Below are 14,289 nucleotides of genomic sequence, written 5' to 3'. Positions count from 1 at the left end.
CGCACGGGAAGCGCGACCGGTTCAGGCGGGCGGCATAGCCAATAAGCAGGGCCCGCCAGATCCGGCTTCCGTCAGGGGAATCAGCCGGCCCTTGCCTTACTTCCGCCACGCAACCGCCTCACCAGACTCACCAGCGCCAGTACCACCATGCCGGCGATCAGCCCGCCAATCAGATTCACCAGCACCGGTACCGCCCAGGATACCGCCCCGGCCAGTTCGCTCAGATGGTGCACCCAATCGTGGGAGCCGGGAACGCCGTGCACCAGAATGCCGCCACCGACCAGGAACATGGCGATGGTACCCAGCACCGACAAGGTTTTCATCAGCCACGGGGCCAAGGTCAGCAATCCCCGGCCGAGAGCAATGCGGGCCGGAGCGGCGAAACGGTCCTCGGGAGTTTTCATCAGCAACAGGCCCGCGTCGTCCAATTTGACGATGCCGGCCACCAACGCGTACACCCCGATGGTCAGCAGCAAGGCGAGGGTACTGAGAGAAATCACCTGCACCCCGAAACTGGCGCTTTGCATGGCACCGAGGGAGATCACGATAATCTCGGCGGAAAGAATGAAGTCGGTACGAATGGCACCTTTGATTTTTTTCTTCTCGAAGGCGACCAGATCCACCTTGGCATCCTGTAACGCCTGGAGCCGTTCTTCCCGGTTGTGCTCGTCCTCACTATGCAGGAACTTGTGCAAGACTTTCTCGGCGCCTTCATAGCACAGGTAAGCCCCACCGATCATCAACAGCACGGTGATCGCCCAGGGTGCGAAGGCGCTGATCAGCAGCGCCGCCGGCACCAGAATCACTTTGTTGAGCAGGGATCCTTTGGCTACCGCCCAGACTACCGGCAGTTCCCGATTGGCGCGCACGCCGGATACCTGCTCGGCGTTCAGCGCCAGGTCATCCCCCAGCACCCCGGCGGTTTTCTTCGCCGCCACCTTGGTCATCAGGGATACGTCATCGAGCAACGTGGCGATGTCGTCGATCAGTGCCAGCAAACTGGTTCCGGCCATACTTCTCTCCTTGGGGCGGGCCGCCCGATGGCGCCGCGGCAAAGACAAGAAAGTACACGTGACCATGGGGATTCGGCAAATTCCCCTGTTTCCCATCCGTGTCACCGGGCAGCGCCGGGCAGGCAACGGCGCGGATCGGCTTTATCAGGTGACCACGCGCCCGCGCCTGAATGCCGCCAGGAGAGCCAGCAATGCCAGAGTAGCCGCACCTATACCGCCCCCATTGCCCGAGCTCTCCTGGTGACTTCCCAGGGTGTTCTCCACCGGCGCCACGCCGAAGGCCAGGACACCGGCCTCCGGGTTCAGATCCCAGGGGCCATTGTCATGCAATCGGATCTCCAGCGCATGATCGCTCAGTCGTCGATATGCATCGGACGCCATTAATCGATAGCGTTCGTTGCCGTCGATGACTTGAGAGGCGTACAGAAGAAGACGCGAAGACTCCGGCAGCGGTGCCTGGAAGGTAACACGCACCGTCACCGGCTCGCTTGTCATGGCGCTTGCCTGCAAATCGAACCGAATGAATCCGTATTGGTATTCCAGCCCGGCGTCACCGCGCGTGGTATCGGGAATGGAGGAATCTCCGTCCGGGTCCGTGGCCAGGGACATATAGCCGGTGGTGACGCCGGCAAAGCGCCAAGGCTCGCCCACGGCGGCCTCGGCGGTGGTGCCGGACAAGGCGTCTCCAGTCACCTGCCGCCCAGGGATACCGTCGAGCAGCGCCACACCGGCTGCCAACCGGGGATCCAGAGCCGCCGCGCCAGGCTCCAGGGCGTCGATGAGACCATCCGCATCCGTGTCCACCGGGTTCTCCGGGTCCTCCCCCAGTTCCTCCGCATCGGGCAAGCCATCACCGTCGGTATCCGCGTTATCGGCATCCGGGTTGAGCCCCAGCTGTTCCTTCAACTGGTCACTGATGCCATCACCTCCGCTGCTGCTGCCTTCCAGGCGCGCGTAACCTTCGAAGTCGGGCTGCACGGTCATCGGAAAAACACCCGTGATCTGAGTCCCCGGAATACCGTCGAGTACGCCCGCCGGCTCATCATCCACGGTGATGATCAAGATACGATTGGGGTTATCCGGGTCCTCGGTGATCTCGAACCGGGTGCTGGTATCGGCACGGGGATTACCGACATTCGGGTTGTAGATCTGAAAGCCGTGATAAACCGTGTACGTACCATCCAGATTATCGGTGAACCCGGCGGTAAAGCGATCATCCCCTTGCCCCTGATTACCGATGGATTGGACCTCGTAATCGAATCCCACGGTCAGGGTGGTGCCGCGAATCAGCACCCACCCCTCATCGAAGTTCCAGCTCCAGTCCGCATTTTGGATGCCTTTGCCCAGCACCAGCTCACTGCCGGCCTGGCAAGCTCCGGGACAACCTCGCATGGTGAGCAGGTGCTGACCATGATAGACACCGGTCAGGCCGGGAGTCCCGGCCATAGCCGCGCCGCAGATGATCAACAGCGGAGCACTCATCAAAGCAGTCTTCAATTTCATATCACCCCCTTCCTCGTTCCATATCGGGGGCTGCCGTGGCGCCCCTTCACCATCGGTAAGTTACTCCGGCGTAACCGTGAAATTCCGCGCCGGGCACGAAGGTCGGAGCGGTCAGGCTGGACTCGGGATCTTCCGCCGACAGCCCGCGGACTACGTAGGCCGTCTGCCAGGTCTCGTTGGTGAGATTGCGCAGATCCAGGAACCACTCCCAAGATGGCGTCGGACGATATGACAAAGCGGCCCCGAGCAGCAGATAGCTGTCCTGCTTCAGTCCCGCGTTGTAGTGATCGACATGGGTGTCTTGCGGCTGCCAACGGGCGGACAGTGTCAGGCCAAGCCGCCGCGACCAGTGATATCCCAATTCAGCGGTCACCAGGTGAACCGGAATGCCGGCGATCCGCTTACCGTCATACCGCCCGCCATGGAAACGGAAATCGCTGTAGTTGTAGACCCCACGCACGGAGAGCCAGTCTCCGGAGCGGAACAGCCCACGCCCGCTTCGGGCGCTCACCGCCAGTTCAACACCCTGATGCACCGTATCGTGATCGTAGTTCACCGTGGTGCCGTCAATGGCGAAGTTCTGAACTTCCGCGATCAGCTCATCCTTGACCCGCGAATAAAAGTACGCCCCTTCCCAGGCGAAGGAGCCGGCAATCCGCCGGGCCCCCACTTCAAAGGTGTTCGCCATCTGCATTTCGAGGGGCTTGGTCATCAGATACAGGCTCGCCGGCGACGCCGGCACCGACCCCGGCCCCAGGTCCACCAATTGCCAAAAGGTGGGAGCTTCCGAACTCCGGCTCACATTGGCGTAGTAATGCGTGCCGGCGAAAGGCGAATAAATCAGTCCGAGCTTTGGATTGAGAGCGCGATAGGTCAGCTCGCTGTCGAGCAGACCAGGGGCTCTCTCATCATCGACATTCCGTTGGTGCCACGCATACTGAAACGCGGCCACTGCCTGCCACCGTCGGGACAGGGGATAATTGACCTGTGCTCCTCCGACCACGTTGCTGGCCCGCAAATCGAGATCGGCGAAGCGCCTCTCCAGACTGCCGTCGTCGGGATGCACCAGATAGTATTCCCTGGGCATGGCGCCAGAGTTGGCGGACAGGAATACCTGATAGCGAGCCTCCGTTCCATCCGTATTGGGAACAAACACCTCCGTCCCGTAATCCAGACCGAAATTGCCCGCCTCGGTATTGGCTTGCCAGGCCGGATTCTTGAACCGGTCCCGTATTGACTCAGCGTACAACCCCAGACTGTGGGAAGCCTGTTCCGTGTACCAGATGGTTTTGTTGGCCAGTCTGATCTGCCGGGTGTCCCGTTCCGGCTGGCGCACCCGGACGTTGAGAAAATCCTCTGTGCTTTTATTGTCCGGATCAGCGTAGTCCCCCATCACCGAGTCTGGATCGGACAAGGCCCTGTCCTTGGTAAGCAGAAAGGGGATGTCGAAACGGTTATCCGCCAGATTCAGATAGGTTCGGTTGATCCAGTTCCCGCCCCGGTATCCGAAGTTGGCAACGAAGGTGTTCCTTTGCGCGCCACTGTGGCTTCGCCAACCGTCGGATGCCTGATACCCGGCGCGTATGTAGCCATCCCATTGCTCTTTTTTTTCAGCCAGGGCGACACTGCCCCGCCAGGTGTTCCAGGATCCCCCTTCCAGAGAGACCGAGGACGGACTGTTTCGTGCCGTGCGCATATTGAAATCAATGGCGCCGCCGAGAGTGGTACCACCATATCGGAGCGCGTTGGCGCCACGGTACACGGAGATCAGGCTGGTTTGCTCGGGATCAATCAGGCCGATAATAAAGGAACCGTCCGCCTGATTGATCGGCAGACCGTCGTAAAGAATCTGGATGCCACGACTGACCGGATTATCCTGAATGCCTGATCCACGGATATTCAGTCTTGGCTGATCATTGCCGCCGAAGAACTCCTGGATGATGATCCCCGGCTCAAAATCCAGCACCCTGGCCAGAGTAGCCTGGCTACCCTCCTTCTCTCCGGGATCGATCAGGTTGGTCGCACCGGGCACGTCATCGAGCCGGCGTTGCAGTTCCCGCTTTTCATGCACCGCTTCGTTACCGGCTTCGACCGTCACCGGATCCAGACGGTTAGGCTCCGCCGCCAGAACGGTTGTGGCAACGAGCAGGCAACACGACAAACAACGCCGGATCATCGGCTCGCCTCCCACGGAGGGCAAGGCGGATCGATCAGGTCAGGTAGAACATGGCCTTGGCCAACACCACAATCAGCACCATGTGGATGAAAACACTGTAGTGGGTAATCTTGAAGCGCAGGGAGCTCATACTCCCACAGACGGAGGCCCGGATGGCGGTAATGAAATGCACCAGGACACTCAGCGCGAGCACAATCTTCACCGTCAGGAGTGTGGAAAAAACGCTGGAAAATGGAGGATACCAGCCAGCCCAATACACCCTCACCAGCAATCCGATCCCGGTGAGGAAGAGCAGCCCCACCACATAGGGCATGATCTTTCGCGCTCTTCGGTGAATGCCCTCCTCCACCAGCGTCATCATACCGGCGGGCAGATACCGACGGATGTTCTCCAGAAAGATCACCTCGAACGCCACGATGCCGATAAAGAAGATCGCGCAGAACAGGTGCAGCGTGATCAGTACTCCGTATTCCAATTCGATTCTCTCTCATTAAACGGTTGCAAAGCCGAATCATTGCTCACCAACTCCCGGAACCTCAATGACATTTGTCATGGTGATAAGGGACGCCAGGCGTCCCACGGCACCTATCTCTTGCGGCGGATGAGCAAGACTGAAATCAACCCCAGCAATCCCAGGGGGAAAGTGCCGCCACCCCCGGAACCGGAGCCACCACCGGCGCCGTCATTACCATCACCATCGCCGCCGCCATCTCCGTCCCCGTCCCCGTCCCCGCCGGAATCTTCTGGCTCGGTGGTGGCGAGCACCAGGTTGACCAGTCGCCCGCCGTCCTCGTAGGGGTAATCGTCCGGTAGCGCGACGATGTCCTGGTCTTCATCAATGGGTGAAAACATATGGGTGGAAACCGTGAACCGCACGCTCTGTTCGTCAAGCCGGGTATACGGCACCTCCACCGCCAGGCTGGCCCAGATGGTCGGTGCCAGAATTTCCTCTCCGTTGATCACCTCGGAGGTACTGTTGAGCACGCGCCGGACGGTGAACAACCGGAGCCCTTCCGGGATCCCCCCGGCGAATTCCAGCTGCATGGGTGGCGCATCGGGAAGCAGGCGATACACCACCGTGCCGTCGGACAGCTCTTCGCCCAGCTTGACGTAGTCGACAATACCCGCTTCATCCAGGAACCCTTCAAAGTCATTTTCGAAGGCTTCGCCGAAAAGTCCGGTTCCCTGCGCACGCCACGCGCTGATTCCGGCTTCGAACGCGGGCCGGGCCAGTTCCATACTGGCGGCATGGTTGTCCATCAGCGTCTTCTTGCGCGCCAGCAACGTCTGTTGCTGCTCGGTCGGTTGATCCCCGAGACTGTCCCTATACGCCTCGTAGTCAGCCTTGCGGAACAACCAGTCTTTCTTGGCGGTGAGATATTCCCCCGCATACGGCTCGATGAATTCCTTGTTCCACCGGTCCCAATCGGTATCCCTGGCGGTGGTGGCAAACTGAATCTGGCCCAGATGGTAGCTCAGCTCCGCGCCGTCTCCGGCAATAAGGGGCAAGGACTCGCCCACCGAGCCGGGTTCAAAATAACGGGGGTCGATGCCGGTGACGGTATTGCCCAATTGAAAGCGGTTTCCCCTGCTGTTGGTCAACGTCACCAAGCGCCCGTCAAGCAGCTGTATGCCGGCAGCCACGGAATCATCCGCCGCGCCGTTGGCGCCTTCGATCAAATCGGCGATACCGTCGTTGTCGGCATCGATCGGCATGGTGACGATGTCACCGCGCCTGGCAACGTCCAGAACGGTATCGACGGCTACGCCATAGGCCTGTGCCTGGGCATCGGTCACGCCATCGCCGTTACTGTCCGCACCATCGTCCGGGTACATCACCGCGCTTTCGAACTGGGGAGAGACCCGGAAGGGAAACACCGCGTTGGGTTGCCCCTCGAACATGGCCGGCAACCAGCGCCCCGGAATCCTGTCACCATCAGGCCCATCAAGAGTGGTGATCGAAAGCCTGCCATCATCGGCTTCCTGTATCTCGAAATCCGTGGTGATCACGCCGAGAGGGTAGCCGGCGAAATCAAGGAAGATCTGTAAGGCGAATTGCGCGGTGTATGTACCGTCGCCATTGTCCATGAAAGTGCCGGTCACCTCGGATGGATCAGGCGTCTTTTCCGGAAAGAGCTGCCCATCGATTCGCTCCCGACCCGGGCTGAACAACTGGAACGGCGGCGAGGCCGTCTGCAAGGCATATATCCACCCTCCTCCGAGAGTGATCGTTTTGTTGTCAAAGTCCCACTGCCAATACTGCGTGGAACGACTGCCCCCAAGCCGGTTGTAGTAAGTGCTGTTATCGTACGGGCTGGTCAACAACTGGTTGATCGGCGCCCGCGGAATCTCCGCCGGTAAGGTAATGGGACTGTTCATATGCAGGGAATAACGACCGATATAGGTACCGTTCAGCCCCGTGGTCCCGGCCAGGCCGAGAGCGCTTTGCAATGCAAGGATGACGGCGGCAACGCGCGCGGCCATTCTCAATCTGGTATCAGCTTTCATGGGAGCAATCCTGATGTTTACGGTGGCGGGCACGCCTGGCATGCCCGCCTTCGCCGGTTGCCTGTCAGTAAGCGGAGCCGGTCAGTTCAATGGACAAATTAGCCGGGAATGGCGAGGCCGGAAGGTTGTGCCCGATGACCCCGTCGCCATCGGAATCGATGGTATCGATGATCAGAACACCACCGCTGTCGGTGATCTCCAGCGTGATCCCGGTATCCTTGTTGGGGTTGCCAAACAGCGGATTGAACACCTTGAAGTTGTAATTGAACGAATAGGTACCATCGCCGTTATCGGTAAACGGAATCGTCGTGCTCCCGGAGCTGATATCGGTCAAGGCGTAATTGAAAATGCCGGATATGCCCAGAAAGCTGGCGTTCACCTGGCCGTTGGTGATGGTCATTTCCGCGTTATCAAAATCCCAGTCCCAGTCGTAATAAGCCAGGCCGGTGGCGCGAATGGTGTTGTCGTCGGTGGTCCTGACCTGAATCAGATAATCACCATAGTAGGCGCCGGTCAGTCCGGAGGTTCCGGCCATCGCGCCAGCGCCCAGTTGCAGCGTGAAGATCCCCAGAATCGTGGCAATGCTAAGAAGCGGTTTCATGGCATTTCTCCGAAGATGAAAGGTCGTTCCTTGCTCCTGAAGACAGGAGCGCCTATCATCTGATAATCATTCTCAAACAAAAATGACTTTTATCAGTTCGGTGGGTGGGCCGTGTCCGTAATCGAAGCACTGAGCAAGACCGCCCTGTTTTCCGGGGTGGCATTACCGGCCTTGCGGGTCATCACGCGGGGCGCGCATTCCATATCCGTGCCGTGCGGTGGACATTTGTTTGCGTCAGGTGATGAGGCACACGCATTCTTCCTGGTAAAGACGGGAATCGTTCGCCTTTACCGTGCCGGCCTGGACGGTGAGGACAAGGTCTACCAGGTCTTGGGGGAGGGGGATTTGATCGCCGAAACCGCCATGTTTTCCAACCCCTGCGTCTACCCGCTCTCCGCCCAGGCGGAGAGCGACTGCGATCTTTACCGGTTACAAAAAGAAGGTCTCGTCGAACTGGCCACCAACGATTCCCGCTTTGCTCTCTATCTGCTGGAGCAGATGTCGGGCCGGTTGTATCAGGCGGTCAATCGCTTCGATCATTTGACCGTGACCAATGCCAGCCAACGATTGGTGATGTACCTCCTTGACTTGATCCAGGAACAAAAAAGCCATTGGCTGACCCTGCCGGTCAGCGTCAAGGTTCTGGCCAGGCAATTGAACATGTCCCCGGAAACGCTTTCCAGATTGCTGGCCCGCTTCCGGGAAAGCGATATGATCAGCGGCCGGGGCCGCAAGTGGGTTATCTCCGATGCCGCCGGCCTCTGCCGGGTCACCAACCTTCCGCTACCGGATTCCATGTCCTCCATGGCGGGCGGCCAGTTTTTTCGCTGCTGCAACTTCGGCTAGGGGGGGCTCCCGCACGCCCTGTCCGGACTGACGCCATGTCAGGAAAACGCCGCCCGTCCCACCGAGGCGCCGCCGTCCACGAACAGGGTCTGGCCGGTGATGTAGCCGCTATGCTCGCCGAGCAGAAATTCGATGGCGGCGGCGATTTCGTCCGGCTGGCCGAGCCGGTCCATGGGGACACCGGACAGATAGCGCGCTTCACCTTCACTTCCGGGCGGGTTGTTTTCGCGAAACAGTTCGGTTTCCGTCGGGCCCGGTGCCACCGAATTGACGGTAATACCGGTTTTCGCCAGTTCCAGCGCCCAGGTGCGGGTGAAATTGACCAGAGCGGATTTGGCGGAGGCGTAAGCGGTGCGCCCCGGCATACCCAGCACGGTCAGGCTGGAGATATTAACCACACGCCCCCAGCCGCGCTGGCGCATCCCCGGCAACACCGCCTGGGTGGCCTGGATGCTCGGGTGCAGGTTCAGCGCCAGCACGCTGTCGAAGGTATCCAGATCGATCTCGCCCAACGGCTGCGGACGCACCGCGCCCACATTGTTGACCACGCCGTCGAAGTCAAAACGGTTAGCCAGATCCGCCAGCACCTGCCCGGTGTTGGCGCGGTCACTCAGGTCCGCGGAAATCAAAGTGCCAGGGAAATCCCCCTGGCCGGCGCCGCGGGCCAGGCCCACCACGCCGTGGCCGGCGGCGGCCAGCCGCTGGGCCAGGGCACGGCCGATGCCCTTGCTGGCACCAGTGATCAGAAAGGTTCTTGTTGTCATGTGGCTCTCCCGATTGTTATCCGAATAAGAGCCACAGTGTGCCGTGCCGGATCGGATCAGGACAACGCCCTTGATCAGCTTTCCCGCAAGGTGCCCACCGCCGCTTTCTGGAAAGCACGGCCGCGCTGCTGCAAACGTTCACGCAGCCCGGGCAGAAAACGATGACTGCTGTAATAAGTGAAACGAGGAGCAATGGTCAACAACGGGAACCAGGGCAGAATATGCTCCGGCAAACCGAGCTGGCGCATCTTTTCCTTGCCGAGGAAATAACGGCTGGTACTCAGATGCATGTGATAGCGCAGCCGGCGGCGCACGCCCTGAAGACGGGGAAAACGGTGCGCCAGGGGCTCCCTGGCCAGCGCCCGCGCCAGTTCCGGCGTGGTCCAGTCCGGCTGGCTCTGGGTCATCAGGGTGTGATGCAAACGCAACGCGCCTTCTTTTTCGGTATCCACCAGCCACGGTTCCTGCACGCCCATCAGCCAGCAGGCGTAGCGCCACAGATGCATGACCGCCCGGGACTCCCCCGGCGTCACCGGGATCCCCAGCAACCGCAGACCGTTAAGCATGACCACGGAGAAGCCCAGATAGGTCGCCACCATATCCACCTGACTTAGCGGCAGCCCCCAACGCTCATGATCCCAGTCCTCGCGCCGGTCCAGATCCCGGCGCACCAAGGCATGCACCAGGCGCACCTGCAAGGTGGCGCGGTACCCGGCGGCCAGCGGCTCCAGACCACCCACCTCGGTGCAGTCGATCCACCAATGACCGGTACGCGCCACCCGGCGGCCGGTGCCTTCCGTCAGGGCACCGGTAAGCACCAGGGATTGATTGAACCCGGACAGCAGGTAACCCCCCATCAGCGCCAGGTCACGGAGCACGAAAGTGGCGCCCTCCCCGGTGCCATGAATGAAGCGGGCCCCCTGCGCCAACAGCGCCGCATCCACCCAATCCGGGCGGGTTTCCACCCCTCGAAAGAAACGCACCAGGGGCTCCGGGGCCTCCGTCAGGCTGTCCACACCCTGGCTCAGAGCCTGCTGGAACAACTTGTGGCCACGTCCCCGGCCATACTCTTCCATCCAGGCCACCAACTCATCCATGGCCGGGTCGCCCACCCACAGTCCATCCAAGGCGGCCTGAAACTCTTCCCGACTCGGCGCCAGGTCGCGCCCCAACCATAACCGCAGCCACAGCGGCGTGCGCCCCTGGGTCTTTTCAAACGGGCGGGCCCGGGTCGGAGCCGGGCGAGGGGTAACGGCAGCGTCCATGGCGAATCTCCTTTGGACAAAGGGCTCTTGTATTGCTTCAAACCATAATGCGAATATGTATTCGCATTCAATTCGCGTTTGGGCCCACCCCGGCCGTGGAGGAACGTCATGCGCAAACAACCCAGACAACGGCGCTCGCGGCGGATGGTGGACGCCCTCATCGACGCCACCGCCCAGTGCATTGTCGAACACGGCGTGGATGGCACCACCACTCCGCGTATCGCCGAATGCGCCGGCGTCAGCGTCGGTTCCCTGTATCAGTATTTCAGCGACAAGGACGCTCTGTTCGAGGCGCTCGGCGAGAAACTGGCTCACGATGTGGCGCGGGCACTCAAACGGCTGCCGCTGCCGGAATCAGCGAACCTGCATGATCTGGTCGGTGGCGCCATCCGCTTCGGCTTCGAGATGCTCAACGCCCGGGAGGGCCTGTTTCTGGAGTTGATCCGCAACTGGCACCGCCTGCCCACGGCCCGTGTGGCGGACGTGCTGCAGGATCACTTCCTGGAGCTGGCGCGGCTGTATTTCATCAAGCACCACCAGAGGTACCCGATCGCGGACCTGCAGGTGCGCATGTTCATCGTCGCCAACAGCACCTTGTTCACCATGGTGCGCCAGGTCAGCCAGGACGAGGGGCTGTTACGGCAGGAAGAGGTAGCCGAGGGACTCACCAATATGATCGTCGGTTATCTCGGCGGTGAGACAGGCCCGTCCCGGTAGTCTGGCCGGCACGGGCCCCGATTCAGGACAACCTGGGCTCAGGCAGGGTGGCGAGTTGCTCCCAGGCCCGTTGAACCCGCAGTTCCCGTGGTTTGGAGGCAATTTGGAATAACGGCTGGTCTCGCAGCCAGCGCCGCAATGCCGGGTCCCCGTTGTCACTGCCGCGCCACTGATCGGTCACCCTGCCATACAGGGCCTGCCCCTGACCGAGCAGGCCGGCGAGCGCCACGTGGGTCGCCGGGCTGCCGGCATCCACGCTAGCCAGACTGCCCAGCGAAAACAAATTGGCGGCCAGAGCTTCGATGAGCGGATCCGGCCAGCCGCGATAGCGGGCTTCGCGCAGCAAATAGGCGTGAGTGGCGATGGCGATGAAGGTGTCTTCCACGGTGCGGAACGGCTTCACGTAATCGCTGTAACCATCGCCGGACAACACCGCCGCTCGCGGCACCCGGACATTATCGAAGGCCGCCGCCTGATGGGGCACTTCCGGCACGAATTCCAGCGGCGTTTTCTCCGAGAAATAAATGCCTTCGGAAGACGCCGGCACCGCCACCACTTTCAATTCCGGCCTGGCCTCTGGCTCATGGCCATTGACGCGCGCCACCACCAGCAACACATCCGCCACCGGCCCCAACGTGGTCCAGCTCTTTTCACCGCTGACGGTGACCGTGCCGTCGCCGTTATCGGTTACCTGGGTACGGATATCCCGGGGGCGATTGCCGCTGCTTTCAGTAGCGCACAGTGCCATTACCCGTTCGTTCTCCAGCAACTGAGGACGAAACGGACTCAGCAACCGGCGCAGTGCCGACTGATAGCCGCCGGCAAAGGCCCAGGCCAGACGGTCGGAGAGAAAGCCACCACTGACCGCCAGCGCCACCGGCGACAACCCTTCCGCGGCCTGGGCCCGCCATTCCGGCGCCCAATCCTCGGCGGTCTCCAGAGCGTCCACCTCCGCGCGGGAGCTCAACGCGAAACGCAAGGCGTCCATGAAATCGGATTGATCAGACATGATGCTCTCCCTCCCTCGGTATTATGAAGCGCGCAGCGGCTTCAAGGCGCCGGCCCATCGCTCCAGTTCATCGAGCATCGCCTGAGCGCTGTCCCGATGATGATCGTTACTTTCAAAGACACCGTCCTTAAGGTGTTGGTTCACCATCGGCACCATCACCTGCTCCACCAACGGCATTATTTTCAAGGTGGTCAACAACGGCTTGGTGGCCTGCACCGAACGCAGTCCCCCGGAAGCGCCGCCGTAGCTGACGAAGCCCGCGGTCTTGTAATTCCACTCCAGGTACAGGTAATTGAGCGCGTTGGTCAATGCCGGCGTCGGCCCGAAGTTGTACTCCGGCACGACAAAGACGAAGGCATCGGCGGCGTTCACCGTCTCCGCCCAGCGGCGGGTATGATCATGCTGGTACTTCTGCATTCTCGGGTGATTGGGCTCGTCCAACAAAGGCAGATTCATCTCGGCCAGATCCACCAGACGGGCGTCGAACGCCCCGTGCTCCCTGGCGACGGGATAGAACCAATCGGCCACCGCTTTTCCCACCCGTCCGGGGCGGGTACTGGCGATCACCACATCAAGACGCAGCATGCGTTGCCCTCCGATTGCAAAAGTGATGTCTACAATCTACTCCCCACCGCCGCTACTGCAAACCTTGAAGAAGCAAAACCACTCCATGAGAGCCCGCTTTGCGATCCCTGGCGATGGTGATGTACTGCTCGGACTGTGACCATTCCCGAAAGGCCTGGGCGTCGGGGAAGGACATCAGAATGGCTTTTTGGTAACCCCACTCCCCTTCCACTTGCTCCGGCGCTTCGTCGGCGGCGAGCAGCCGTCCCCTGAACTGCTGAAAGACTTCCATGAAACGGGACAGGTAACGCTGGTAGGCGTCACGGTCGGTGATGGTGATTTGGGCTAACGCATAGACGGTCATGATCGGCTCTCCTTAACAGGCTAGCGTCCTTATTAGGAGAGACCGGCTGGTCAGGCAATGACCGAAAAGCAGCAATCCATTGGCGGGATATTCCGGACACGGTGACCGGGGCGGCCAATGCCGCCCCGGACCGTCCCTCTTTTTTGGCAATATCTTTTAGTCGGATTCCGGGCAGAACAGATTGGCTTCGCCGCTACCGCTCAGCCGTACCAGGTCCACATCTCCCTGGAATGGCGTCCGCGTCGTGCTCCCCCAGGCGGCGCCGACCATGGCACCGGTGGCCTGGCTGGAAAGAATAGGCATGCCGGCGGAGCGATCAAACTCCGCCACGGTCTCACAGTCCAGCTGCACCGTGACGTGATTGCCGTCACTGCCCACCCACAACTCCTGCCAGGTGCCGGCTTCCCCCAACGCCACCACCAGACGACGCTCCTGGTTCGGGAAGTTCAGCACCGCGGCGGCACCGTTCATTTGCAAATCAAAGGCCAGCGCTCCCTGGCTTCCCAGCGAGAACACCGAGCCCTGCGGGTCGGCGGCACTGCGAGCCCGTACATGCAAAGCGAACGCCTCGCCGATCACGGTGTTGGCCAGCACCGAATTCCCCCGGGTGGACAGCTGATAGGTGCCATCGAAAGCCAGCACACCGCCAACCGCACCGCCCTCCCCTGTCTGTGGTCCGGTTTCCAGTTCCTGGTAGCCACCGTCCAGTGCGTACAGCGGATTACCGTAGGCGGAATAATCGTTGACGCAGAAAGCCTCGCAATCGACGTCCGCGTCCATCACCCAGAACCCCAGCACGTGGCCATCAACAGGCATGTATTCCACCGGGTTCTCAACAGTGCCACCGGGTACTTCAATGACACGATCCACGTAGCGGGTGTCATCGCCGCCACAGGCGGTCAACGCGATGGCCATGGCGGCCAGGCTCAATGAAGTCTTGGCGAATTTCATGGTTTACT

The 14,289-nt window shown here is 60.9% G+C and carries 14 protein-coding genes; 2 read left to right on the top strand and 12 right to left on the bottom strand.

Features of this window, described 5'->3' with window-relative positions; genetic code table 11:
- Nucleotides 1-80: 80 nt before the first annotated feature.
- From E0L37_RS11755 to E0L37_RS11730, 6 genes are all read right to left on the bottom strand, one after another.
- Complete coding sequence (locus E0L37_RS11755) at nucleotides 81-1,013, bottom strand: DUF808 domain-containing protein (protein WP_133491926.1); 933 nt, start codon at nucleotides 1,011-1,013, stop codon at nucleotides 81-83.
- A 144-nt stretch (nucleotides 1,014-1,157) separates the two neighbouring features.
- The gene (locus E0L37_RS11750) at nucleotides 1,158-2,516 is read right to left on the bottom strand and encodes a hypothetical protein (protein ID WP_097058377.1); all 1,359 of its coding nucleotides are present in this window, start codon (nucleotides 2,514-2,516) and stop codon (nucleotides 1,158-1,160) included.
- Between the two features lie 46 nt (nucleotides 2,517-2,562).
- The gene (locus tag E0L37_RS11745; protein WP_133491925.1) at nucleotides 2,563-4,692 is read right to left on the bottom strand and encodes a TonB-dependent receptor domain-containing protein; all 2,130 of its coding nucleotides are present in this window, start codon (nucleotides 4,690-4,692) and stop codon (nucleotides 2,563-2,565) included.
- 34 nt (nucleotides 4,693-4,726) lie between these two features.
- A complete protein-coding gene (locus E0L37_RS11740) occupies nucleotides 4,727-5,167 on the bottom strand; it encodes a CopD family copper resistance protein (protein WP_097058375.1) in 441 nt (146 codons plus the stop codon).
- Nucleotides 5,168-5,277: 110 nt separating this feature from the next.
- The gene (locus tag E0L37_RS21685; protein WP_133491924.1) at nucleotides 5,278-7,200 is read right to left on the bottom strand and encodes a hypothetical protein; all 1,923 of its coding nucleotides are present in this window, start codon (nucleotides 7,198-7,200) and stop codon (nucleotides 5,278-5,280) included.
- 64 nt (nucleotides 7,201-7,264) lie between these two features.
- Nucleotides 7,265-7,801 (bottom strand): hypothetical protein, encoded by a 537-nt coding sequence (locus E0L37_RS11730; protein WP_133491923.1) that lies wholly within the window; start codon nucleotides 7,799-7,801, stop codon nucleotides 7,265-7,267.
- A 111-nt stretch (nucleotides 7,802-7,912) separates the two neighbouring features.
- Between E0L37_RS11730 and E0L37_RS11725 the strand changes: the two genes are divergently transcribed.
- Nucleotides 7,913-8,647, top strand: coding sequence for a Crp/Fnr family transcriptional regulator (locus E0L37_RS11725; protein ID WP_097058372.1), 735 nt, complete (start codon nucleotides 7,913-7,915; stop codon nucleotides 8,645-8,647).
- A gap of 38 nt (nucleotides 8,648-8,685) precedes the next feature.
- On the opposite strand, the gene E0L37_RS11720 is transcribed toward E0L37_RS11725, so the two are convergent.
- Both E0L37_RS11720 and E0L37_RS11715 read right to left on the bottom strand, forming a co-directional pair.
- A complete protein-coding gene (locus E0L37_RS11720) occupies nucleotides 8,686-9,411 on the bottom strand; it encodes an SDR family oxidoreductase (RefSeq protein WP_133491922.1) in 726 nt (241 codons plus the stop codon).
- Between the two features lie 74 nt (nucleotides 9,412-9,485).
- A complete protein-coding gene (locus E0L37_RS11715) occupies nucleotides 9,486-10,676 on the bottom strand; it encodes an oxygenase MpaB family protein (RefSeq protein WP_133491921.1) in 1,191 nt (396 codons plus the stop codon).
- A gap of 108 nt (nucleotides 10,677-10,784) precedes the next feature.
- Between E0L37_RS11715 and E0L37_RS11710 the strand changes: the two genes are divergently transcribed.
- Nucleotides 10,785-11,393, top strand: a complete 609-nt coding sequence (locus tag E0L37_RS11710) for a TetR/AcrR family transcriptional regulator (protein ID WP_133491920.1) — start codon at nucleotides 10,785-10,787, stop codon at nucleotides 11,391-11,393.
- A 22-nt stretch (nucleotides 11,394-11,415) separates the two neighbouring features.
- Here the strand turns inward: E0L37_RS11710 and E0L37_RS11705 are convergent, their stop codons facing one another.
- The 4 genes from E0L37_RS11705 to E0L37_RS11690 all read right to left on the bottom strand — a co-directional run bounded on the left by E0L37_RS11705 (nucleotide 11,416) and on the right by E0L37_RS11690 (nucleotide 14,281).
- The gene (locus E0L37_RS11705; protein WP_133491919.1) at nucleotides 11,416-12,402 is read right to left on the bottom strand and encodes an acyl-CoA dehydrogenase family protein; all 987 of its coding nucleotides are present in this window, start codon (nucleotides 12,400-12,402) and stop codon (nucleotides 11,416-11,418) included.
- 21 nt (nucleotides 12,403-12,423) lie between these two features.
- Entirely contained in the window at nucleotides 12,424-12,987 is a 564-nt protein-coding gene (locus E0L37_RS11700; protein WP_133491918.1) for an NADPH-dependent FMN reductase, read from the bottom strand.
- 52 nt (nucleotides 12,988-13,039) lie between these two features.
- On the bottom strand, nucleotides 13,040-13,330 hold the full coding sequence (locus E0L37_RS11695; RefSeq protein WP_014993312.1) for a DUF1330 domain-containing protein: 291 nt from the start codon (nucleotides 13,328-13,330) through the stop codon (nucleotides 13,040-13,042).
- A 156-nt stretch (nucleotides 13,331-13,486) separates the two neighbouring features.
- Entirely contained in the window at nucleotides 13,487-14,281 is a 795-nt protein-coding gene (locus E0L37_RS11690; protein ID WP_133491917.1) for a hypothetical protein, read from the bottom strand.
- Nucleotides 14,282-14,289: the final 8 nt, after the last annotated feature.

The sequence above is a fragment of the Alcanivorax sp. 24 genome (assembly GCF_004360225.1).
Classification (GTDB): Bacteria; Pseudomonadota; Gammaproteobacteria; order Pseudomonadales; family Alcanivoracaceae; genus Alloalcanivorax; species Alloalcanivorax xiamenensis.
This window is presented reverse-complemented; position numbering and strand designations above follow the sequence as displayed.